The following is a 20,687-nucleotide window of genomic DNA, read 5'->3' as shown; positions in this document are numbered from 1 at the left end:
CGAGGAATTTGCCGCACCGAGGCGGAAAACAGGGAAAACGGCCCGAAAACACCCCGAGTGTCCGAAAAGCACGAAAAAACCGTCGGGGGAGTCATCCCTCCAGGGCGTCCGCCACCGCCCGGAACAGCCGCTCGTGCACCCCGCGCAGCCCCGCACGCGGCGCGCGCACCTCCACCACGCGCAGCCCGGGGGCGGGGGCCACGGCCGCGGACAGCTCCTCCCGGGTGCTCACCCGCTCGTGCGGAACGCCGTGCGCGGCGCACAACGCCGCCAGGTCCGTGCCGTGCGGGGTGCCGAAAACCCGCTCGAACGTGTCCCCGTACTCGGGTCTGCCCTGCTCCAGCAGCGAGAAGATCCCGCCGCCGTCGTCGTTGTGGACCACCAGCGTCAGGTCCGGACGCCGCTCGTGCGGGCCCAGCAGCAGCCCGTTGGAGTCGTGCAGGAAGGTCAGGTCCCCCAGCAGCGCGTAGCTCGGCCCGCCGTGCTCCAACGCCACCCCGAGCGCGGTGGAGACCAGCCCGTCGATACCGGCCACCCCCCGGTTGCGGTGCACCCGCAGGTCGGGGCGGTCCACCCCGGACAGCGCCACGTCCCGCGCCGGGTTCGACGAGCCCAGCACCAGCGAGGCCCCCGACGGAAGTTCCTCCAGCAACCTCCCGGCCACCACCGGCCCACTGGCGACCTCCTCCCGTTCCAGGGCGGCGGCCAGTTCCGTGCGCGCCTTGTGGTCGGCGGCCCTCCAGGACTCCAGCCACTCCGGATCGACGGCGACCCCGGTGGTGTCCACCCGTTCGGCCACCACCGCGACGTCGTGGGCGGGGGAGGGCCAGTGCTCCGGGTCGGGGTGCACCAGCAGCACCTCCACCCCCTGGTCGGCCAACAGGCGCTGCACCTGCCGGAACACCGTCGGACGCCCCACGCACACCACCTGCTCCGGGCGGTGCCCGCGCGGCAACCACGGCACGTCCAACAGCCACATCCCGGTGGACAGCGCGTTCTCCACCCCCACGCCCCCGGTCTCGGACAGCAGCGGCCAACCGAGTTCGGCGGCCCACCGGGCTGCGAAGCCCGCCATGTCGTGATCGGCCAGCAGCACCAGCCCGCGCGGGGAACGCGCCTCGACGACGGTGCCCGTGGCCGAGGCGCGACCGAAGGAGGTCCACGGTCCGCCCCCGGGGCGACCGTCCAGGGACTCGCACCAGCCGGTGTCGTCCTGCGGAACCAGCGGCTCCCGGAACGGCACGTTGAGCTGCACCGGTGCGGCGCAACGACCCGGCCCGGCGGCGGCGTGCACCGCCCGGCACACCTGGCCGCGCCAGTAGGCGTTGTTGCCCGGCCTGTCGTCGGCGACAGCCAGCTCGTCGAACCACCGCACCGCCGAGCCGTAGAGCCGGTGCTGGTCGATCGACTGGTTGGCCCCTGCCGCGCGCAGCTCCGGGGGGCGGTCGGCGGTCAACACCACCAGCGCGACCCCCGCGTGGCGGGCCTCGGCCACCGCCGGATGCAGGTTCGCCGCCGCCGTGCCCGAGGTGCACACCACCGCCACCGGAGCGCCTCCCGCCGAGGCCAGGCCCAGGGCGAGGAAACCGGCGCTGCGCTCGTCGATCCGCACGTGCAGCTCGACCCGCCCGGCCTCGGCCGCGCGCCGCACCGCGAAGGCCAGCGCCGCGTTCCGGGAACCGGGGGACAGCACCACGTGGTGCACCCCGTTGCGCACCAGCTCGTCGACCAACACCTCGGCCTGCGCCGTCGAGGGATTCACACGACCACTCCAGCTTCGCGGCGAAAGAGCACCTCACCGGGCACCCTAGCCCAGCCGCGCAGGGCCGGACCGCCCACCGCCACGCCGAGTGACCCGGGGAACTGTCTCCGCCCCGCGCCGGACACCCGGCCAGCGACGGAGCCCACACGCCGCCCGGGCACGGACCGACCGGGCGGACGGCGGGCGGACAATGGCGGCCATGACCAGTGCACGACGGCTCCGCCCCCTGCCGGTTCCCTCGGGTGCCCGCGCCCCGGAGATCCTGCCGGACCTGCGGCGCGCCCTGGACGGCACCGGACCTCCCCTGCTGCCGCTTCCGGCCGGGCGGACGGCCTCCTCCGAGACGGCGCGGGCGCTGGGCGCGGGAGAACCGCTGGGAACCGGTGAGGACTCCCCCGAGGACCCCACGGCCCTCGTGATGCCCACCTCGGGATCCACCGGCACCCCCAAGGGGGTGCTGCTGTCGGCCTCGGCGCTGCGGGCCTCGGCACGGTCCACCCACCACCACCTCGGCGGGCCCGGCAACTGGCTGCTGGCCATGCCCGCCCACCACATAGCCGGTGTCCAGGTGCTGGTGCGCTCCCTGCTCGCCGAGCTGCCCGTCCGGGCGGTGGACACCTCCGAGGGGTTCCACGCCACCGCGTTCGCCGCGGCGGCCGAGGAGGTGCTGGCCACCCCGGGCAGGCACTACACGGCGCTGGTGCCCACCCAGCTCGGCAGGCTGCTGGCCCCCGAGGCCGACCCGCGCGGGACGCGGGCACTGCGGGCCTTCGACGCGGTGCTGGTCGGCGGGGCTGCCACCGCCCCGGACCTGCTGGAACGCGCCCGGGCCCACGGGGTGGCGGTGGTCACCACCTACGGGATGAGCGAAACCGCCGGAGGCTGCGTCTACGACGGCGCTCCCCTGCCCGGGGTGCGGGTGCACGTCGAACCGCCCGAACCGGGAGGCATCAGCCTCTCCGGCCCCACCCTGGCCCGGGGCTACCGGGCGGAGCCCGACACGGAGGCCTTCCGCGACGGCTGGTTCCACACCGGCGACCTGGGGCAGTGGCGCGACGGCAGGCTCGACGTGCTGGGCCGCACCGACGACGTGATCGTCACCGGCGGGGTGAACGTGGCCCCGGTGGCGGTCGAGCGCGCGCTGACCACCCACCCCGGTGTGCGGGAGGCCTGCGTGCTGGGCGTTCCGGACGCGGAGTGGGGGCAGGCGGTGACCGCGGCCCTGGTCACCGAGACGCCACCCCCCACCGAGTCCCGGCTCCGCGAGCTGGTGCGCACCCGACTCGGCGGTACCTGCGTGCCCAAGCGCTTCGGGGTGGTGGACGAACTGCCGCTGCGCGGTCCGGGCAAGCCCGACCGCAGGAGACTGCTGGAGCTGTTCACCGGCTCCCCCGCCGAGCTGCGGGGGCTGCCCACCGGACCGGAGCCCCCCATGAGCGAGGATGAGCCCCATGGCCTCAGTCGCTGAATGGGTGGAAGGTGCCCGTCTCCGCACCTGGCCGAACGCGATCGCCCCCGTGACGGCGGGCACCGGCGCCGCACTCGGCACCTCCGGCTTCGACCTCCCGCTGGCGGTGCTGTCCCTGCTGGTCGCGCTGCTGCTGATCACGGGGGTCAACTTCGCCAACGACTACTCCGACGGCGTCCGCGGCACCGACGAGGAACGAACCGGCCCCCAACGGCTCGTCGGCTCCGGGGCGGCCCGCCCGCGCAGTGTGCTGGCCGCCGCCCTGGGGTGCTTCGCCCTCGCCGCCGTAGCCGGACTGGCCGTGCTGTACCTGAGCGGGCACTGGTGGCTGCTGCTGCTCGGCGCGGCCAGCATCGCCGGTGCCTGGTTCTACACCGGAGGCAAGCACCCCTACGGTTACGCCGGCTTCGGGGAGCTGGCCGTCTTCTGCTTCTTCGGCCCCGCCGCCGTGCTGGGCACGATGTACGTGCAGGCCGACACCGTCAACGGCTCGGGTGTGGGGGCCGCCGTGGCCATGGGCTCGTTCTCCAGCGCGGTGCTGGTGGCCAACAACCTGCGCGACATCCCCACCGACGCCGCCAGCGGCAAGCGGACCCTGGCCGTGCTGCTGGGCGACCGCGACACCAGGACGCTGTACGTGCTGCTGGTGCTCGTGCCGTTCCTGATCAGCACGCTCACCGCACTGCGGATCACACCCGCGCTGCTGGGTTTCCTGGCCCTGCCGCTGCTGATAGCGCCGCTGCGGACGGTGCTCGGCGGCGGCACCGGCCTGAGACTGCTGCCCGTGCTGCGGGACACCGGGCTGGCCATGCTGGTGTGGGCCGTGGCCACGGCGGTGGGTTTCGCCGTGGCCTGATCCGGGACGCGGCGGAGCGGTTCGGCATCTCCGCCGCGCCCCGCAGGGGTCAGCGCCGGTGCAGCTTCACCGCGCCCGACCTGAAGGCCGTCACGACGATCACGGTCGCCAGCGGCAACGCGGCCACCACGGCGAAACCGAGCATCCCCAGCCGCGAGCGCGTCAGGTCGTACATCCACAACGGGGTCCCGCTGCGGATGGTCACCTGGTCATTGCAGGTCACGGTTGCCTTCCCCGTGAACCAGGGCTCGTAGTAGCGCGGCAGACGGTCCCGCTTGGAGGGAGCTTGGAGCTGCCGTTCCTCCCCCTGGTCCGGCACGGCGAAGCACAGCGCTCTCCTGCCCATGCCCTTCCGCAGACCGGCCTCGCCGATCGCGATCCGCTCGTCACCGTCCCACCGGTACTGCTCGGTCACCCTCTCCGGGGTGACCTCCTCCATGTACAGCTTGGTGTAGCCGAACGCACCGATCAGGTAGAACGTGGAGTAGACCGCGAGCACGAGCACGATCCAGCCGAGCCCGAGGCCGATCACCAGTTTCCGTAACACGTCCGTCCTCTCTCACCGACCCCGCGGTGAGTCCGGGGCGACTCACTCCGTCGGGGGGCGGTTCGGGTCGTGGGCGATGATCTCGTCGATCTCGTGGCCCTCGTCGATCATGTCCTTGGCCTGACGCATGGTGGGCACCCCGGCGGCGAAGGCGGCCTGCACCGTCTCGTCGTGCAGCGCGCGCCCCTCCAGCACGTCCTGCCAGCTCAGTTCCCCCTCGTCGATCCGTCGTTGCAGCTCGACGACCGCCTCCGGGGCCTCTCCCCTGCGGACCTGCTGCTCGATCCGCTCGATCTGCTCCTGCGACAGCCGGGCCTCGGGAAGCTCCCGGTTCATCTCGTCCGCGCGGGCGAGCACCTGTTCGACGTTGGCCAACGCCCGTTCCAGGGCCGCCTCCGCCTCCCGGATCTGCTGGCTCTTCCAGTCCTCGTTCATGCCTTCCTCTCGGATGACCCTGCCTCACACGGATCCGGGGATCTCCCCTGACAGGGTGAGTGTCACAGGTTGCCCGACATCGCGGTCCGGTACCCGGAGGTGCCGTTCTCCGGGGAGGAACCGGTCTCCTGCGTCGCCTCCGCCGGGGGATCGCCGCCGTTGCCGCGTATCTCGGAGTAGGTCCGGGCCGCCTCGGAACGCACCTGCGCGGCGTCCTGGCGGGCCTGGCTGCCTCCCTCGCGCACCTGGGTGGCCCCGTCCCGCACCTGGGTGACCCCGTCGGTCACCCCGGACACGGAGCTGCGGAGTTCGCTCGTCTCGTCCAGCAGCGCGTTGACCGCGTCCCCGGTGCCGCGCGGGCCGCCGCCGCTGACGATCTCCTTGATGCTCGCCAGCGAGGTCCCGGTGGACTTGACTCCCTCGACGACCTGGACCACGCCCTCGTACATCTGCCGGAACGACTCGATCATGTCCAGGATCATGAACACGAGGTCGATGCACTGGATGACGATGCGCACCGCGTTCGCCCAGCCCCCGACCGGGATCCAGGCGGTGCAGGCCGCCTGGATGAGCCTGTTGACCAGTTTGGTCAGCAGTTCGAGGATCTTGGAGCAGAGTTTCTGCGAGGCGTCGGCGGCCTTGGTGAAGGCCATGGCCACCAGGTCGGCCAGTGCCGCGTCGGCCTCCAGGGCCACGGTCCAGGTGCCGACCATCATGGCCTCGAAGGCCGCGGCGGCCTCCCCCTCCCAGCTCTGCTGGAGATCGGTGGAGCCGTGGTTGATGTTTCTTCTGATCGAGCGCAGGGACTCGCCGATCGCGTTCCAGGCCTCGGCGTTCTGGCTGATCTTGGCGAAGTCGCCGGTGATCGGCGATATCAGCGACTCCACCAGGTTCTGACCGGTGACCTGCTCGTAGATCCAGTTGACCCCCTGGACCTGCCAGCTCGCCCCCTCGATGGCCGCTTTGAGCCCACCCGGGGCGTCCTTGATCTCGACGTCGAGCTTGCCCAGCGGATCGTCGGCGTCCTCGAAAGCCATCTCGTTCTCCCCCTCCTCGCCGATCCGTCACACCCGCATGGTGTCGAGTTCGGACTCGATCCTGGTGAGCAGTCGTTCGATCTGCCGTTCCCGTTCGGTGTACTCCTCGGCGGTCCTGTCCAGTTCCTCGCGCACCTGTTTGAGCCGGGAGCGGGCCAGCTTCAGGGTTTCGGCGTACAGCGCGGTCACTCCTTCCACGGCGGGTATCAGAGCCGCCATGACTCCGGTGAAACCGCTGGTGTCCGAGGCGGTCTCGTGGGAGAAGCTCTCGATCCTGTCGAAGTACTCGGCGTTGCGGTCCAGCAGTTCCCCGTATCCCTGTAGGTCGGTGGGTGTGACGCGCACGGACCCGGACATCGTTCCCCCGTTCGTAGCAGTCCACGGTGTTCGCGGGACTTCCCTAGCAAGGCGTCTCAAGCCCTGAGGGCGGTTCAGCGCGAAACGTTTCCGTTTCGTGATCTCCGGCCGGTGTGGCGCCCCGAGGGGCTCCGGACCAGGACCGCCCGAACCCGGGGCAATTTTGCCTAAAATCGACAGTTCCCCGGAGACGGCAGAAAAGGCTCCGGGCGGGCCGAGGACACTGTCGTTGTCCACGAGCTCGCGGTTCTTGGTGTCACGCGCGGCGGCGCCGCCGAGGCGGCCGACTTCGACGCGGTTGGGAGGACAGTGGACGAAGTCCGGAAGCGAGCGAGACCTCGGTGTCGGAGGTTCTTCCGTGGTGCCTTCCGGTCCGGCGGTGCCCACAGGGCGGTTGTTGTGGCGGTCGGTGGGGGCCGACTAGGATGCTTCTGCTTCCCACGGGTGATCACAAGTGAATAACGCGACCGCGAATCCGCAGGTCAGTACGTGTACGCCCCGCAGGCGCGGGGATGGACCCCGCTGGCCCGGTTTTAGGTAAAACCGGGCCACGTCCACGGACGGGCTCGGCCCCTGGCGGGCCAGTTTTAGGCAAAATCGGCACACGCGCCCGGGCACCAGCGGTCCAGCAGGGCGGCCTAGTAGGCCAGCGGGCGCAGCACCTCGCGGGAGATCTCCACCGCCGTGTCGCACCGCCCGGACCCCGCCTCGGGATCGACCACGGTGACCTGCAGGGTCGCCCCGGTCACCGCCGAGTACACGGCGCAGTCGTCGACGTGCCTGCTGGAGGAGGACTCCACCGGCAGCTCGGTCACCTCGCTGCGGCCGACGTCGTGCAGCCCCTCCGGCTGGGAGGCGACCAGCAGGGAACGCTCCCCTTCCTCGTCCGAGAAGCGACACCCACGCACCCGGGCGTCCGAGCTCAGCCGCTCGGGACTGCCCTCCCGCACCGGGAAGTCCAGCCCCTCCGGCTCGGCGCGCTCGACCAGCTCGCACAGCTCGTCCGCGGACAACCTCCCCAGCCGCCTGCGCTCCTCCTCCGGAACCTCCCGCGTGCTGGACGGACTCGGTTCCACCGAGGAGGACGCGCTCGACGTCCCGGTTTCCTCCGTGGGGGTGTCCCCACCGCCGCCGCACCCCGCCAGCAGCAGGGTTCCGACGCACAGCGACACACACCCGGCCCTCGTGCGAACCCGCCGGACCCGAGAACTCGACTCACCAGACACGACCCTCAGCATGCCTGAGCCCGTGCCCGCCGCCACGCGCCCCCGCCGAGGAGACCTCCCCGGGACGCGGGGTCACGCCGCCTCACCGGCCGTGGTCCTGCTCCCGCTGGTCCAGCTCCGCCGGATCGAGGTCCCCGTCCTCGGGATCCTCCGGGGACGGGTCGGCCGTGCCGCGCAGCTGGGCCCGCAGTCGCTGCTTGCGCTGCTGGCGTATCCGCGCGCGTTCGGCCAGCCCCTCGGCGACCCGGCGGCGCAGCCCGGAGAAGACCACCAGGGACAGCGGCATGGCCACCACCACGGCCACGGCCAGCGCCACGAGCAGCGGGACGCGGAAGAACACGAGCACCCCCGCCAGCACGGCGAGCAGGCCGAAGCGGGCCACGGTGTAGGCGGCGATGTCCCAGGCCAGGCCGGGGGTGGGCCGTTCCGCCCCGGAACTCGACCCGGCCGACTCGGGGCCGGGGCCGTCCTGTTGCTGTTGCTGCACTTCAGCCAGGGTAGAGGACGCGGTTGAACGCGGGAACGCCCGCTCGGCACAGCCCACACCTCCGCCACGCGCGGGAGTGACATCCCGCACCCGGGCGGAGGACGCACCGTCGCGGAAGGGGCCCTCGTCGGCCCTTCCGACACGGCGTGTTCCCCCCGCGACCTCCGCAACGTCCGAACCGCACCTTTCGTCCCTTACTTTCCCTTTACCTGGAGCCAACGGTTCGAGTACCCGGGGCGATCAGTGCCAGGATGCGACCGGAATGCCCGGATACCGAGAGTTCGACCGTGGAGGTCCTCAGTGACAGCGTCGACCCAGCACATGCCGCAGAACGGTCAGGAGCAGCTGCTCACCCCGGGAGAGGTCGCCGCCATGTTCCGGGTCGACCCGAAGACCGTGACCCGGTGGGCCACCGCCGGTCGGATCGGGTCGATTCGCACCCCCGGTGGTCACCGGAGGTTCCGCGAGTCCGAGGTCCGCAGCATGCTCGCCGAACTCACCAGCGAGGTGAACGTCTCCGACGACCTCACCCGCGGACGGTGACGCGCGGCCGGGAATCCGGCTCGGCGTGACCGCACCGTCGCGGCGGCCACCGCGACCGCCACGCTCGAAACGGGTCCACCGTGGCGGGTACCGTGAGTTCCGGCACAAAACGGACCAAACCGCCTTTACGGACGGGCCCCACGGGCGCCCCGCGTCCCGTGGAACCGCCCGCGAAGGCGGGGTCGGGCCGCGACCACCACGCCGTCGAGCACGCACTCGACGCCCGGTGTGACACGGTCAGACGTATACCTGTTTCGGGCGGAATCGGCTAGCCTGAAAGCGGGAGAGAACGGAGGTGGCCATGACGCTCTACTTCCTGGCCGCGATCGGCGCGGTGACGCTGCTCGTGCTTCTGTGGAAGGGCTTCGGCCCGGACACCCTCGGCGGGAGCTCCGAACGCCCCGAGCGTCCGGCTCCCGACGACGACCCCGAGTTCCTCCGCAGGATCTCCGAACAACAGCGCAAACCCGGCGAGGACAACCGCTGAACAGCGGTGCCGCACGCCGAGGAACAACACCTGACACCGAGGGGCCGGGTACGGTCGGCACCCGCTCAGCCCTGGTGCTGCCTGCCCGCCGCGTAGGGGAAGTCATCGGCCACGGTGGCCGCCAGCTCCAGCAGGGCGAGCCTGGTCGGCGCGGCGAGCTGGTCCAGGTCCACCTCCGCGCCCTCTTCGAGGTGGGAGTCGAACGGAATCCGCGACACCGAGCGGCACCGGGCGCCGAAGTGAGCCGCCAGTTTGTCCACGTCCACCTTGCCCGAACCGGGCCGCACCGAGTTGATCACGGCGACCGAGCGGGCCACCAGCTCGCCGTAGCCGTGCGCGTCCAACCAGTCCAGTGTGGCCGAAGCGCTGCGCGCGCCGTCGACGGAGCTCGGTGAGACGATCACCAGCGAGTCGGCCACGTCGAGCACGCCCTTCATCGCCGAGTGCATCAGGCCGGTGCCGCAGTCGGTGAGCACCACGTTGTAGAAGTGCTCCAGCAGGTCCACAGTGGTCCGGTAGTCGGACTCGCTGAACGCCTCCGAAACAGCCGGGTCCTGCTCGCTGGCCAGCACCTCCAACCTGCTCGGGCCCTGGGAGGTGTAGGAACGCACGTCGCTGTACTTGCGGATGCGCTGGACGTCCCGCAGCAGGTGGCGCACGGTGGCCGTGGTCTCCACCGGGATCTTCTGCCCCAGCGTCCCCCGGTCCGGGTTCGCGTCCACCGCGATGATCCGGTCCCCGCGCAGCGAGGCGAACGTGGATCCGAGCGTGGCCGTGGTGGTGGTCTTGCCCACCCCGCCCTTCAGGCTCAGCATCGCGATCTTGTAGCAGCCCTGCAGGGGCTGGTTGATCCGTCCGATCAGCTCACGCCGGTGCACGTCGGCCGGGCTCTCCCCCGGGTTGATGGTCTTGCCGCTGGCCAGGTACAGCACGCGCCGCCAGCCGGACTGCGGGGGTCGTTTGGACTGGCGCAGCAGCTGGGCGGAGGAGAGGTCCTGTCCGGTGGGGTCCTGCTGCGGCGGGACGGGCTGCTGACCCGGGTGGGGCTGCGGCGGAGGCGGGTACCCCGGGGCCGGGTAGGGCTGCTGGCCGGCGGGGGCCGGGTACGGTCCCGACGGGTTTCCCCCCACCCCGTAGGGACCGGAGGCGCCGGGCGGAACCTGCTGCGGACCCGAGACCACCGGGTTGCCCTGCGGCGGGGAGGCCACCGGGTACGGGCCCGACTGCGGGTTCGCCTGCGGAGGCCAGGTTCCGGGGTGACCTCCCCACGGAGCCGCCTCCCCCGTCGGGGTGGGCGCGGACTGCTCCGGCGGGACCGGCCGCGCCGAACCGGGCCATCCCTGGGCCTGCGCGGTGCCGTAGTCCGGTGCCGCGTGCTCGGCGGCCTCGGTCGACTCGGTGTTCGGTTCCGGTGTCGCGCCGATGGGGTCCCGCTGCGGATCGTGCCGGACTCCCGGCTCGTCCTGTCCTCCGGTCACCGTTGGCCTCCTCCAAGAACGAATCGAGAGCCACCCCGGCCGGTCCACGCGAGGTGGGGCGCATCCGCCGCCCGGGTGGCGTTCCCGCCGACGGTCCGGTCACACGGCTGCGGGCGGAAACGATTCGAGGCGGCGGACCGGGTACGGCAACCGCGATCTTACGGACTGTGCCGCCGTCGACGCGAACAACCCCGACAGCGGCGACGCCTCACAGCCCCGCGTAGGAGTGCAGCCCGGAAATGACGATGTTGATGAAGAACAGGTTGAAGATCATCACCGCCAGTCCGAAGACGTTGATCCAGGCTGCGCGCGTGCCGCGCCACCCCGAGGTGGCCCGCGCGTGCAGGTAGGCCGCGTAGACGATCCAGGCGATGAAGGAGCAGGTCTCCTTCGGGTCCCAGCCCCAGAAACGTCCCCAGGCCGCCTCGGCCCAGATTGCCCCGGCCGTGATCGCGAAGGTCCACACCGGCATGATCAGCACGGTCGCCCGGTAGGCGATCCGGTCCAGCGCCTGGCTCGTGGGCAGCCTGCTGCCGATGCCCTCCGCCTTCAGCGGGTTGTTCTCGTACCGCAGGCGGACCAGGAACATGATGCTGGCCACCCCGGCCAGCATGAACACGCCGGTGGAGACGATGGCCGCCGAGACGTGGATCCAGAGCCAGTAGGACTGCAACGCGGGCTGCAGCGGGGAGGCCTGCGCGTACAGCGCGGTTCCGGACAGGAACAGCAGCAGCGTGGTCGGCAGCAGCACGAAACCGCCCAGCCCGCGCAGCTTGCTCGCGGGGGCCGTGCTGCGCTGCGGTCGGGACTGCCGGTAGAGCACCACCAGCCACGACACCACCGCGGCCAGGCAGATGGCCGAGCCGAACTCGTACATGTTGCCCCACGGGACCCGCCCCACGGCGAAGCCCCGCGTCACCAGGGAGAAGGCGTGCACCAGGACGGCAAGGACCGTCACGGCCACGGCCATGCCGCCGAAGCGTTCGGACCAGGGTTTGCGCGGCTCCGGCTCCAACCGCCCCACCACGGAACCGTCCGTGGCGGTCCCGGACACCGGCGGGGAGGCGGCGGGTGCCGCGGCGGGCTCGGCGACGCGCTCCTGTTCGGAGTGTCGCGCCCGCGCCGAGGCGAACTCGGCGAAGTAGAGCATCATGGCGAGGACGTAGACGACCACCGAGGTCGCGAACGCCATGTCGCTCAGTGTGGACAGTGTCTGGTTGACCTGCATCAACTACTCCTTCCGCGGGAGTTTTCCTCCCCCGCCGCCGAGGAGGTGGAACCGGTTCCACCCGCGAGTAGCTCCCCGGAGAGCCTGGTGAACTCCTCGCCGTATCCGGCCTGGTCGGTGCGGGCCAGTCCGCCGATCTCGACCGCGCTCATGTTCGCGGCCTCCCCGGAGCCCGCGCTCCCGCCGGGGGTGATCCGCACCCAGATCCTGCGTCGCTTGATGCTCAGCGAGGCGCCGAGACCGATGATCACGGCCACGGCGAACACCAGCACGTAGGGCTGGAACGGGTTGTGTGAGACCTGTAGGTTCACCCAGCGCTGCACACCGTCGAACCTGACCGTGGTCCCGTCGTCCAGGCTGATCGACTCGCCCACGGACAGGTTCTCCCGGGCCACCCGGTTCAGGTCGCCGGAGTCGATCAGTTCCTGGTTGACCGAGAAGATCGACTGGCTCTCCCCGGTGGCGTAGCCGAGCTTGCCCTTGAGCACGTCCACCGCCACCATCGGATCGTTCAGCGCGGGGAAACGCGAGCTCAGCACCTTGCCGTCCATCTTGGGGGTGGGCGCGAACAGCCCGGTGACCGCCAGCTGGTTGCGGTGCCTGCGCTGTTCGTCGGGCATGTCGGGACGGTCGAACTTGGTGGCGCCCTGGGACAGCATCGTGGTGGGCTCCACCGGCTTCCACTGGGTCCGTTTGGTGCGCTGCTGCCCGTCCGGGAAGGTGACGGTGAACACGGGGGTGTAGCCGTTGCCGGTCAGGTAGACCCGGTCCCCGGCGGTGCGCAGCGGGTTGTTCACCTTCAGGGAGTGCTTCCGCCAGGTGTCGTCGTCCAGGTCCTCGCCGGACTGGTACCGCACGTCGGCGTGGTAGTCCACCGCCTGGCCGCTGTGCAGGTAGTCCACGTCGAAGTCGTCCACGCGCAGGCAGAACTCGCCGAGGTTGGTCCCGTCCACGGTGGGCCCGGCCCGGAAGGAGTCGTAGTTGTAGGTCCCCGAGTTGCAGAAACCGGACCCGTCGGCCTGCACCACCACCTGGCCCTCGTAGCGGGTGAGCTGCCCACCGGCGACCGTGACCAGCAGCCCCACCAGCGCGAAGTGGAACACCAGGTTGCCGGCCTCGCGCAGGTAGCCGCGTTCGGCGCTGACCGTGCGCGCCCCGTCCTCCTCGGTGCGTTCCTCGGTCCGCCAGCGCCGCAGTTTCCTCCTGGTCACCGCGAGCATCTCGTCCGGGGGCAGCGGGACGGTCCCCTCGGCGTGGTGCGGCAGGCGGGAGAGGTTGCGGGGGGTGCGCACCGGGCGGGCCCGCAGCTGGCGCAGGTACTGCGTGCTGCGCGGCAGCAGGCACCCGATCAGCGAGACGAACAGCAGGACGTAGATCGCCGAGAACCACACCGAGCTGAAGACGTTGAACGCGCCGATGTCGTCCAGGAACCCGGCCAGTCTCGGGTACTCGTCGGCGAAGTCGCGGACGTCGCTCTCGTTCAACGACCACTGCGGCAACAGCGCCCCGGGCAGCGCGGCCAGCGCGAGCAGGAAGAGCAGGACCAGGGCGGTGCGCATGGAGGTCAGCCCGCGCCAGGTGTTGCGCAGGAATCCCAGGGTGCGCCGGAGGAACGAAGTGCTCATCAGATCGGCAACTCGAATCCGTTGATCGGGGCGCGCAGGTCGGCGATCACGTCACCCCAGAGCCCGGTGACCAGCAACAGTCCGACCAGGATGAGCAGCGCCCCGCCGGTCACCTGGATGAGCCGACCGTGTCTGCGCAACCATCCGGTGCTGCGGACCGCCCATCGCGCGCCGAGGGCGACGACCACGAACGGGACCCCGAGGCCGAGGCAGTAGACCAGCACCAGCAACGCCCCCCGCAGCACGTCGCCGTTCACCGCCTCGGTGGTGTAGGCCAGCGACATCACGCCCCCGAGGGTGGGGCTGATGCAGGGGGTCCACCCGAGACCGAACACGGCCCCGAGCAGGGGAGCACCCCAGAGCCCGGCACGTGGAACACGACGGATCCGCACGTCTCGTTGCAGGGCGGGGACGGCACCGATGAAGACCAGTCCCAGGATCACCGTGACGACCCCGCCGACGCGGCGCAGCAGCGGCTCGTTGACCGCCAGCGTCTGGGACAGCCCGAGCACGAGCAGACTGGCCAGCAGGAACACGACGGTGAACCCGAGGATGAACAGTGCCGCCGCCCCGGCCACGCGCCAGCGCCCCCTCCTGGCCCTGTCGGTCTCGGCGACCTCGACCGCCGGGGTCTCGGCCCCGACCACACCGGCGAGGTAGGCCAGGTAACCCGGCACCAGCGGCACCACGCAGGGGGAGGCGAAACTGATCAAACCGGCCAGCGCGGCGAACCCGGCCGCCAGAAGTAACGGCCCGGACTCTGCTAGCGCGTGCGGATCCACGCCGCCGAGGGTAGGCAAGCCGTTCCCCGGCCGGGACAGCACCCCTGGTGAGCGGCACCACAGTCCACGTTCACCGGGCGGACACCGGCGGTTTCCCCGCCCGAGGCCGGGGACGCGGCGAGCGGTCGGGCGAGGTGCTCAGCCCTGCCCGTCGGAGCCCTCGGAGCCCTCGGAGCCCTCGGAGCCGTCGGTGCCCTCGGAGCTGCCGGAGTCGCCGGACCCGGTCTGCCGCCCTTCGGTGGCGATGTCGCGCACCTTGGGCAACAGGCCCTTCTCGGTGACCTCGGTCAGGTAGATCGCCGCCACCCGGTGCTGGCGGTCCAGCACCACGGTGGCCGGGACGGTGCTGCGGGGGAAACCGTCCAGGGCCAGCATCGCCCGCCCGGACGGGTCGAAGATCGACGGGTAGGTGATCCCGAAGTTGTGCACGAAGTCCCCGGCAGCGGCACGGTTGTCCCGCACGTTGATGCCCAGCACCTGCACGCCCTGGTCACCGAGGGTGTCCTGCACCGCCTGCAGGTCGTCGGCCTCGGCCCGGCACGGGGGGCACCACGAGCCCCACACGTTGAGGACCACGACCTCGCCCTCGTAGTCGGACAGCCGCAGCTTCCGGTCCTGGTCGCTCAGGGACTCGCCTTCGAGTCCCGTGACCGCGCCGCGCTCGTCCGGGGAGTAGAACAGCCTGGTGCGGCCTCCCGGGGAGACGAAGCTGAACTGCCCGTCGTCGGAGACCGTGTCGCCGTCGCCGCCCGTACACCCGGACAGCAGCCCGAGCAGGGCCACGGCGGCCACCGCCATCCCGCGCCCACCGAAGCGGCCCCACCAACGGTTCACCCTCATGCTCCGCTCGCTTTCGCGTCCGTCTCCCCCGCGGGTTCGGCGTAGAGCACCCGTTCGAACTCCTCGTCCCGGAACACCAGACTGGTCACCGAGGCCAGGGAGCACTGGCGTTTACGCGGATCGTGCCAGAGGGGTTTGCCCTCGACGAACCGGCGCAGCGTCCAGATGGGAAGCTGGTGCGAGACGCACACGGCCTCCCCCGAACCGGCGGCCTGCCGGGCGCGGTGTGCCGTGGCCAGCATACGGTGCGCGATGCGCAGGTAGGGCTCTCCCCAGGACGGACGGAGCGGGTTCCACAACTTGGGCCAGTGCCGGGGCGAACGCAACGCGCCGTCGCCCACCGAGACCCGGCACCCCTCGAAACGGTTCTCCGCCTCGATGAGCCGTTCCTCGGTGGTCACGTCGAGACCGTGCCGCTCGGCCACCGGAGCGGCGGTCTCCGCGGCGCGCTGCATCGGTGAGGCGTGCACCACCCGAACGTCGTGGTCGGCCAGGAACCCCGCGACCAGCTTCGCCTGGCGCCGCCCCTCCTCGGACAGGCGGTAGCCGGGCAACCGCCCGTAGAGGATGCCCTCCGGGTTGTGCACCTCGCCGTGCCGCACGAAGTGCACGACGGTGGTTCTGCCGCTCACTTGCTCTCCTCCGGCCGCGCCGCCGCGGCGGCCCGCGCCGCGTGCGGCAGGGCCTCGGCGATGGCCTCGAAGGCCTCCTCGTCCATGGCGGCGTTGACGAAGAAGCACTCGAAGGCGCTCGGCGGCGGGTAGACCCCCCGGCTCAGCAGCTCGTGGAAGAACGGGGGGAACCGCCAGGTCTGCTGGGACCTGGCTCCCGCGAAGTCCCACACCGGTTCCTCGGTGAAGAAGACGCTGAGCATGTTGCCGGCGAAGGAGACCCGGTGGGGCACTCCCTGCGCGTCCAGTGCCTCGCCCAGCAGCTCGCCGAGCCTGGTGGCGTTCCGGTCCAGCGCGGCGTAGACCCCGTCGTCGGCGGCCCGCAGGTTGGCCAGCCCGGCCGCCACGGCCACCGGGTTACCGGCCAGGGTTCCCGCCTGGTAGACGGGCCCACGCGGGGCCAGCAGGTCCATCACGTCGGCCCGTCCGCCGAAGGCGGCGGCGGGAAGACCGCCGGACATGACCTTGCCGAAGGTGTAGAGGTCTCCGGCCACCCCGTCGATGCCGTACCAGCCGGAGCGGGAGACCCGGAACCCGGTCATGACCTCGTCCATGATCAGCAGCGCTCCGGCGGAGCGGGTGATCTCGCGCAGCGCGGCGTTGAAACCCTCCGCCGGGGCCACGGCCCCCATGTTGCCCGCGGCGGCCTCGGTGATGACGCAGGCGATGTCCGAGCCGTGCTCGTCGAACACCCGCCGCACGGCCTCCAGGTCGTTGTAGTCGACCACGATGGTGTCGCCGGCCTGGGACTCGGTCACCCCGGGTGTGCTCGGCAGCCCGAGGGTCGCCACCCCCGAGCCCGCTCCGGCCAGCAGCGAGTCGACGTGGCCGTGGTAGCAGCCGGAGAACTTGACCACCTTGCTGCGCCCGGTGAAGGCGCGGGCCAGCCTGATCGAGGTCATCGTGGCCTCGGTGCCCGAGTTGACCAGGCGCACGTGCTCGACGGGCTCCACCCGGTCGATGATCTCCTGGGCGAGGTCGATCTCGCCGGTCGCGGGGGTGCCGAAGGACAGCCCCTCCGTGGCGGCGGCGCGCACGGCCTCCACCACGTCGGGGTGGGCGTGGCCGTTGATCATCGGCCCCCAGGAGGACACCAGGTCCACGAAACGGTTGCCGTCGGCGTCCCACAGGTAGGCCCCCTGCCCGCGCACCATGAAACGCGGGGTGCCGCCGACCGAGTGGAAGGCGCGGACCGGCGAGTTGACCCCGCCGGGGGTCACTGCCTCCGCACGGTCGAACAGCTCGCGGGAGCGCGGGGCGGGGTCGGGCACGGACGACGTCGCGGTCGCGGAAGTATCGGCACTCACGGGTCCAGTCTGCCACCCGGCGGAACTCCGGAACCGGGCCTCCCCGGCGGGAACCGGGCGGTCCGCCGCCGGTTTCGGCGAACGCGGGCGGTTTCCGTGAAGAAGCTAACCCCGGGAGCCCGCGCGAGCACGACGCCGTCTCGGCCGGGTGCCGAGCACCAGCTGCCGGGAGCCGTCCAGCACCAGCAGACCCGCCGCCGTGACGGCGGCCACCGCGAGGGTGACCCAGCTGCCCAGCATCCTGGAGACCACGGTACCGCCGGAGGCACCCGGCACCTCGATCGTCACCACGGAGCGGTCCCAGGCCAGCAGCGCCCCGACCACCAGCAGGGCGGCGAGCACCAGTTCGGCCCCGCACACCCCCAGCCGCCAGGGCTGGTGCAGCTCGGCCGAACCCGTCCCGACCGACTCCGGTTCGTTCTCGGAATCCCGCACCCGCTCAGGATCGCACGTCGGCGGGATCAGCCGTGCCCGGCGGCGAACACGCCGCCCTCGGCGAAGGCCAGCTCGGCGAAGCGTTGGCCGATGAGGCGGTGCGTGGCGGTGTCCGGGTGCAGCCCGTCGGGCAGGGGATGTTCGACGGCGTCGTGCGCGCCGTAGAGCTCACGCCCGTCGAGATAGTGCAGGTTCGGGTCCTCACCGGCCCGCTGCCGCACCACCCGCTCCAGCTCCCGGCGGATGACCTCCAGGGTCAGCTTCCCCTGTGCCCGTTCGCCGGGGTCCCCGGTGGCGCGGAACCGCATGGTCCCGGCGCGGACGGCCTCGGCGTCCGGGGCGGTGGGCCCGGGGGTGTCCTCGTGGATGGGGCAGTGCAGCGGGGAGATCACCAGCAACGGGGTGCGGAGGTGGCCCTCCCGGATCGTATCGAGGAAACCGTGCACAGCCGGGGTGAGGGCGCGCAGCCGCATCAGGTCGGTGTTGACCAGGTTGATGCCGAGCTTGAGGCTGATCATCCCGGCTGGGGTGTCCCGCAGGGTGCGCGCGGTGAACGGGTCGAGCAGCGCGTTGCCGCCCAGTCCCAGATTGACCAGCTCCACCCCGCCGAGCGAGGCGGCCAGGGCGGGCCAGGTGGCGGTGGGGTTCGTCGCGTTGGAGCCGTGGCTGATCGAACTGCCGTGGTGCAGCCACACCGGCCGGTCTCCGGGCGGGACGGACTCGACAGGGGCGTCGGTGCGCAGGGCGCGGAGTTCGGTGGTCTCGTTGTGCGGCAGCCAGATCTCCACGTCCTTCGTCCCCTCCGGCAGACCGGGGAACCGCACGGTCCCGACCGGGCCGGGGCGGGTTTCGGTCTCCCCGGTGCTCATGTCCACGGTCAGGACGTTGCCCTCGCTCACCCCGGCCCGCCCGACGAGCCGACCGTCCACGAGCAGTTCGTGAACCCCGTCCGGCGGCGGGGTCGGAACTCCCCGGTAGGTCTTCTTGGTGGCCAGCACGTCCAGTTCGACGAGCGTGGCCGCGGTGCGGAACACCAGCCGCACCCCGGAGGGCTGGGACTCGATCGTCAGCAGCTGCTCGTCGGGGCACTGGGCGCGGCCCCGGGCGGGCAACCGGTGCGGCAGCAGCCCGTGTTCGGTGTGCTCCACTTCCACGGCCCCGCGCAGCAGATCCGCGGTGACCGGGCGGGTGAGCAGGTCCGCCGGGCCCGGGCTGTCGGGGGAACCGGCGGTGTCGTCGTCGGGATGGCTCACGCTCTCATCCTGGCAGTCCCGGCCACCGGGGCTCACGGGGTTTTCCCGGTTGCACCGCTGCCGGGGGCTCGTGGTGGGCGGGGTTCACGCCAGGTCGCCACGCGTCTCCTCCGGGGAGCTCTCCGGTTGCGCTCGCCCGCCCCGGTCGGGGGCCAGGGCCGCGCGCAGCGCCTCCGGGTCCGCCGCCCAGGCCAACACCCGACGCTCGCCGCCCTCGGCGTCCTCGTCCGGGCGCAGCAGCAGCGGCACCGGCGTGGTGCCCCGGGGAACGGTGATCCGGCCGCCCAGTACCCGGCCGGTGTCGGTGCCGTCGGACTCCGGCACGGACTCGATCCGTGCCACCGGCAGGCACTCGCCGCCGACCACCAGCCGCCGCGAGGTCACCAGCACCGAGCGGTAGCGCCGGCGGGCCCGCACCCACACCAGGGTCGGCGGCACCGACAGCGCCGCCGGCACGAGCCACTGGAGCGGGTGCGCCGGCCCGGCGGTGACGAGTTCGACCACCAGCCCGCACGCGGCGAAGAGCGGGCCCCAGGTGAGCGGCCACCAGCCGGAGCCGACCTCGGAGTAGCGGATCCGTTCAGCCGCGCTCACCGGACAGCCACTCCGAGGTCGAACGTCTCCAGAAGCAGGCCCAGGCCAGCACCACCAGCACGAACACGATCAGGTTGGAGGCCGTCCACGCGCCGAAGGCCAGCACGGACAGCACGTGCACGGCCGCGAGCACGGTGAGCGCGATCCGGGCCCAGGACCGCCGCCGCAGCACCAACCAGGCCAGCACCAGGTACCCGGCGGCCAGCACCACGGCCAACGCCGTGTTGACCAGCAGCAGATCGCGCACCATCGCCGCGGCTCGCCCCGCCGGGAGGTCGCGGACCTGCGTCACGCGGTCGCGCAGGGTCCCGAAGTCCAGCCAGGAGAGCAGCGCGCGGACCAGCAGGAAGACCCCGACCGCTCCCCAGAGTCCGAGCCCGGCACGCAGCGCGGGCGGCGTCCCGGACAGCGGCGATCGCGGTGTGGCCATGGACCGAAGGTATCCCGCCGTTCCGGCCGGCGCGGGGCGAGCCGGGCGGGGTCAGGCGCGCTTGGCGGCCGAGAAGAACCAGTTGGACGGCCGCAGCCACACCAGCACCAGGAAGGCGATCGTCGAGACGACACTGACCGCTCCGATGCTGATGTTCAGCGCGGTCAGCACGGTGGGAACCTCGTCCATGCGGACGGTCTGCCCGTTCACGGTCTGGGTGGTGTCCACCGAGGTCATGCCGTTGCCGAACAGGTTCGGGAGCATGAACACCAGCCACACGGCGGCGAACACGGTGAGGGTGATCCGCGCCCAGTTGCGCCCGGCCCGCATCTTGAAGCCGAACACGATCCACAGCGTGGTCAGCACCGCGAAGAGGAAGAGGAGGAACCCGAACACGAGCATCACGCCCGCCATCATGGCGCTGCGGAACTCATCCCGGGTCATGTTCTCGGGGATGTCCTGTTCGGTGATGGTGGCGCCGACGGTCTGGCCGATGAACTCCGATATGGAGAGCATGGACGCGCCCATGAGCAGCGTCACCACGATCGGGGCGAGCACCGCGATCCAGAAGGCGATGTTGACCGTGAGCGGGCGGTGCGCGGCGAGCGTCGTACCGGTGTCCACCGGCGGTGCCGCGTAGGGGTTGGGTTGGCCACCCTGCTGCGAGTACCCCTGCTGGTAGGGGTCGGGTTGTTGGGACGGCTCCTGTTGCCATGGATTCTGTGGGGAAGTCACGGGCAAACGGTAGAAACCCCCTCCGGTGGTGTCCACCGATATTCACCAACCGTTATGTGTCTCCGCGCACAGTACACCGGCGGCCGGGCCGTCGACCGCACACG

At 71.6% G+C, this 20,687-nt stretch carries 23 protein-coding genes; 4 read left to right on the top strand and 19 right to left on the bottom strand.

Translation table 11 applies throughout. From position 1 onward, the window contains the following. Positions 1–91 precede the first annotated feature (91 nt). A complete protein-coding gene (gene menD, locus CEP50_RS07860; protein WP_106113276.1) occupies positions 92–1,762 on the bottom strand; it encodes a 2-succinyl-5-enolpyruvyl-6-hydroxy-3-cyclohexene-1-carboxylic-acid synthase in 1,671 nt (556 codons plus the stop codon). 199 nt (positions 1,763–1,961) lie between these two features. Between menD and menE the strand changes: the two genes are divergently transcribed. After that, a complete protein-coding gene (menE, locus tag CEP50_RS07855; protein WP_106113275.1) occupies positions 1,962–3,230 on the top strand; it encodes an o-succinylbenzoate--CoA ligase in 1,269 nt (422 codons plus the stop codon). Further along, positions 3,214–4,086: a 1,4-dihydroxy-2-naphthoate polyprenyltransferase gene (locus tag CEP50_RS07850; RefSeq protein WP_106113274.1), complete on the top strand. Its 873-nt coding sequence runs from the start codon at positions 3,214–3,216 to the stop codon at positions 4,084–4,086. The genes menE and CEP50_RS07850 overlap by 17 nt, the downstream gene beginning before the upstream one ends. Before the next feature lie 49 nt (positions 4,087–4,135). Here the strand turns inward: CEP50_RS07850 and CEP50_RS07845 are convergent, their stop codons facing one another. The 6 genes from CEP50_RS07845 to CEP50_RS07820 form a co-directional block, all read right to left on the bottom strand. Beyond that, positions 4,136–4,633 carry a hypothetical protein gene (locus CEP50_RS07845; RefSeq protein WP_106113273.1) on the bottom strand — a complete coding sequence of 166 codons (498 nt, stop codon included), beginning with the start codon at positions 4,631–4,633 and terminating at the stop codon, positions 4,136–4,138. A gap of 42 nt (positions 4,634–4,675) precedes the next feature. Continuing rightward, positions 4,676–5,068: a hypothetical protein gene (locus tag CEP50_RS07840; protein ID WP_106113272.1), complete on the bottom strand. Its 393-nt coding sequence runs from the start codon at positions 5,066–5,068 to the stop codon at positions 4,676–4,678. A gap of 62 nt (positions 5,069–5,130) precedes the next feature. Continuing rightward, positions 5,131–6,105: a hypothetical protein gene (locus CEP50_RS07835; protein ID WP_106113271.1), complete on the bottom strand. Its 975-nt coding sequence runs from the start codon at positions 6,103–6,105 to the stop codon at positions 5,131–5,133. 27 nt (positions 6,106–6,132) lie between these two features. Beyond that, entirely contained in the window at positions 6,133–6,450 is a 318-nt protein-coding gene (locus CEP50_RS07830; protein WP_258175017.1) for a hypothetical protein, read from the bottom strand. Between the two features lie 650 nt (positions 6,451–7,100). Continuing rightward, positions 7,101–7,634 carry a DUF3558 family protein gene (locus CEP50_RS07825; RefSeq protein WP_106113269.1) on the bottom strand — a complete coding sequence of 178 codons (534 nt, stop codon included), beginning with the start codon at positions 7,632–7,634 and terminating at the stop codon, positions 7,101–7,103. Positions 7,635–7,770: 136 nt separating this feature from the next. After that, entirely contained in the window at positions 7,771–8,175 is a 405-nt protein-coding gene (locus CEP50_RS07820) for a DUF4229 domain-containing protein (RefSeq protein WP_219905380.1), read from the bottom strand. Positions 8,176–8,496: 321 nt separating this feature from the next. Here CEP50_RS07820 and CEP50_RS07815 point away from each other — a divergent pair, with 321 nt between their 5' ends. Then, complete coding sequence (locus CEP50_RS07815) at positions 8,497–8,718, top strand: BldC family transcriptional regulator (RefSeq protein WP_019852696.1); 222 nt, start codon at positions 8,497–8,499, stop codon at positions 8,716–8,718. Between the two features lie 301 nt (positions 8,719–9,019). Beyond that, on the top strand, positions 9,020–9,205 hold the full coding sequence (locus tag CEP50_RS07810) for a hypothetical protein (protein ID WP_106113268.1): 186 nt from the start codon (positions 9,020–9,022) through the stop codon (positions 9,203–9,205). 65 nt (positions 9,206–9,270) lie between these two features. Here CEP50_RS07810 and CEP50_RS07805 read toward each other — a convergent pair whose 3' ends face one another. The 12 genes from CEP50_RS07805 to CEP50_RS07750 all read right to left on the bottom strand — a co-directional run bounded on the left by CEP50_RS07805 (position 9,271) and on the right by CEP50_RS07750 (position 20,583). Beyond that, on the bottom strand, positions 9,271–10,683 hold the full coding sequence (locus CEP50_RS07805) for a MinD/ParA family ATP-binding protein (RefSeq protein WP_106113267.1): 1,413 nt from the start codon (positions 10,681–10,683) through the stop codon (positions 9,271–9,273). A 208-nt stretch (positions 10,684–10,891) separates the two neighbouring features. After that, complete coding sequence (ccsB, locus tag CEP50_RS07800) at positions 10,892–11,911, bottom strand: c-type cytochrome biogenesis protein CcsB (RefSeq protein ID WP_106113266.1); 1,020 nt, start codon at positions 11,909–11,911, stop codon at positions 10,892–10,894. Next, positions 11,911–13,536 carry a cytochrome c biogenesis protein ResB gene (gene resB, locus CEP50_RS07795; RefSeq protein ID WP_106113265.1) on the bottom strand — a complete coding sequence of 542 codons (1,626 nt, stop codon included), beginning with the start codon at positions 13,534–13,536 and terminating at the stop codon, positions 11,911–11,913. The genes ccsB and resB overlap by 1 nt, the downstream gene beginning before the upstream one ends. Next, positions 13,536–14,318, bottom strand: a complete 783-nt coding sequence (locus CEP50_RS07790; RefSeq protein WP_106113264.1) for a cytochrome c biogenesis CcdA family protein — start codon at positions 14,316–14,318, stop codon at positions 13,536–13,538. Before CEP50_RS07790 ends, resB begins: the two co-directional genes overlap by 1 nt. A 138-nt stretch (positions 14,319–14,456) precedes the next feature. Continuing rightward, positions 14,457–15,158, bottom strand: a complete 702-nt coding sequence (locus tag CEP50_RS07785; protein WP_258175012.1) for a TlpA disulfide reductase family protein — start codon at positions 15,156–15,158, stop codon at positions 14,457–14,459. Further along, positions 15,155–15,790 (bottom strand): histidine phosphatase family protein, encoded by a 636-nt coding sequence (locus CEP50_RS07780; RefSeq protein WP_106113263.1) that lies wholly within the window; start codon positions 15,788–15,790, stop codon positions 15,155–15,157. The genes CEP50_RS07785 and CEP50_RS07780 overlap by 4 nt, the downstream gene beginning before the upstream one ends. Then, on the bottom strand, positions 15,787–17,136 hold the full coding sequence (gene hemL / locus CEP50_RS07775) for a glutamate-1-semialdehyde 2,1-aminomutase (protein WP_258175009.1): 1,350 nt from the start codon (positions 17,134–17,136) through the stop codon (positions 15,787–15,789). The genes CEP50_RS07780 and hemL overlap by 4 nt, the downstream gene beginning before the upstream one ends. Before the next feature lie 105 nt (positions 17,137–17,241). Beyond that, entirely contained in the window at positions 17,242–17,571 is a 330-nt protein-coding gene (locus CEP50_RS07770; RefSeq protein WP_106113261.1) for a hypothetical protein, read from the bottom strand. A 26-nt stretch (positions 17,572–17,597) separates the two neighbouring features. Next, entirely contained in the window at positions 17,598–18,767 is a 1,170-nt protein-coding gene (locus CEP50_RS07765; RefSeq protein ID WP_106113333.1) for a GDSL-type esterase/lipase family protein, read from the bottom strand. A gap of 141 nt (positions 18,768–18,908) precedes the next feature. Beyond that, positions 18,909–19,418 carry a hypothetical protein gene (locus CEP50_RS07760; RefSeq protein ID WP_181188268.1) on the bottom strand — a complete coding sequence of 170 codons (510 nt, stop codon included), beginning with the start codon at positions 19,416–19,418 and terminating at the stop codon, positions 18,909–18,911. Then, a complete protein-coding gene (locus CEP50_RS07755) occupies positions 19,405–19,848 on the bottom strand; it encodes a hypothetical protein (protein WP_106113260.1) in 444 nt (147 codons plus the stop codon). The genes CEP50_RS07760 and CEP50_RS07755 overlap by 14 nt, the downstream gene beginning before the upstream one ends. Before the next feature lie 51 nt (positions 19,849–19,899). Then, positions 19,900–20,583, bottom strand: coding sequence for a hypothetical protein (locus CEP50_RS07750; protein WP_146134762.1), 684 nt, complete (start codon positions 20,581–20,583; stop codon positions 19,900–19,902). Positions 20,584–20,687 lie beyond the last annotated feature (104 nt).

The sequence above is a fragment of the Actinopolyspora mortivallis genome (assembly GCF_003001495.1).
Classification (GTDB): domain Bacteria; phylum Actinomycetota; class Actinomycetes; order Mycobacteriales; family Pseudonocardiaceae; genus Actinopolyspora; species Actinopolyspora mortivallis_A.
This window is presented reverse-complemented; position numbering and strand designations above follow the sequence as displayed.

Coding starts and splice junctions, on each gene's coding strand:
- menE (WP_106113275.1), top strand. CDS start 1,962: ATGACCAGTGCACGACGGCTCCGCCCCCTGCCGGTTCCCTCGGGTGCC.
- CEP50_RS07850 (WP_106113274.1), top strand. CDS start 3,214: ATGGCCTCAGTCGCTGAATGGGTGGAAGGTGCCCGTCTCCGCACCTGG.
- CEP50_RS07840 (WP_106113272.1), bottom strand. CDS start 5,068: ATGAACGAGGACTGGAAGAGCCAGCAGATCCGGGAGGCGGAGGCGGCC.
- CEP50_RS07835 (WP_106113271.1), bottom strand. CDS start 6,105: ATGGCTTTCGAGGACGCCGACGATCCGCTGGGCAAGCTCGACGTCGAG.
- CEP50_RS07815 (WP_019852696.1), top strand. CDS start 8,497: ATGCCGCAGAACGGTCAGGAGCAGCTGCTCACCCCGGGAGAGGTCGCC.
- CEP50_RS07810 (WP_106113268.1), top strand. CDS start 9,020: ATGACGCTCTACTTCCTGGCCGCGATCGGCGCGGTGACGCTGCTCGTG.
- ccsB (WP_106113266.1), bottom strand. CDS start 11,911: ATGCAGGTCAACCAGACACTGTCCACACTGAGCGACATGGCGTTCGCG.
- resB (WP_106113265.1), bottom strand. CDS start 13,536: ATGAGCACTTCGTTCCTCCGGCGCACCCTGGGATTCCTGCGCAACACC.
- CEP50_RS07785 (WP_258175012.1), bottom strand. CDS start 15,158: ATGAGGGTGAACCGTTGGTGGGGCCGCTTCGGTGGGCGCGGGATGGCG.
- CEP50_RS07755 (WP_106113260.1), bottom strand. CDS start 19,848: ATGGCCACACCGCGATCGCCGCTGTCCGGGACGCCGCCCGCGCTGCGT.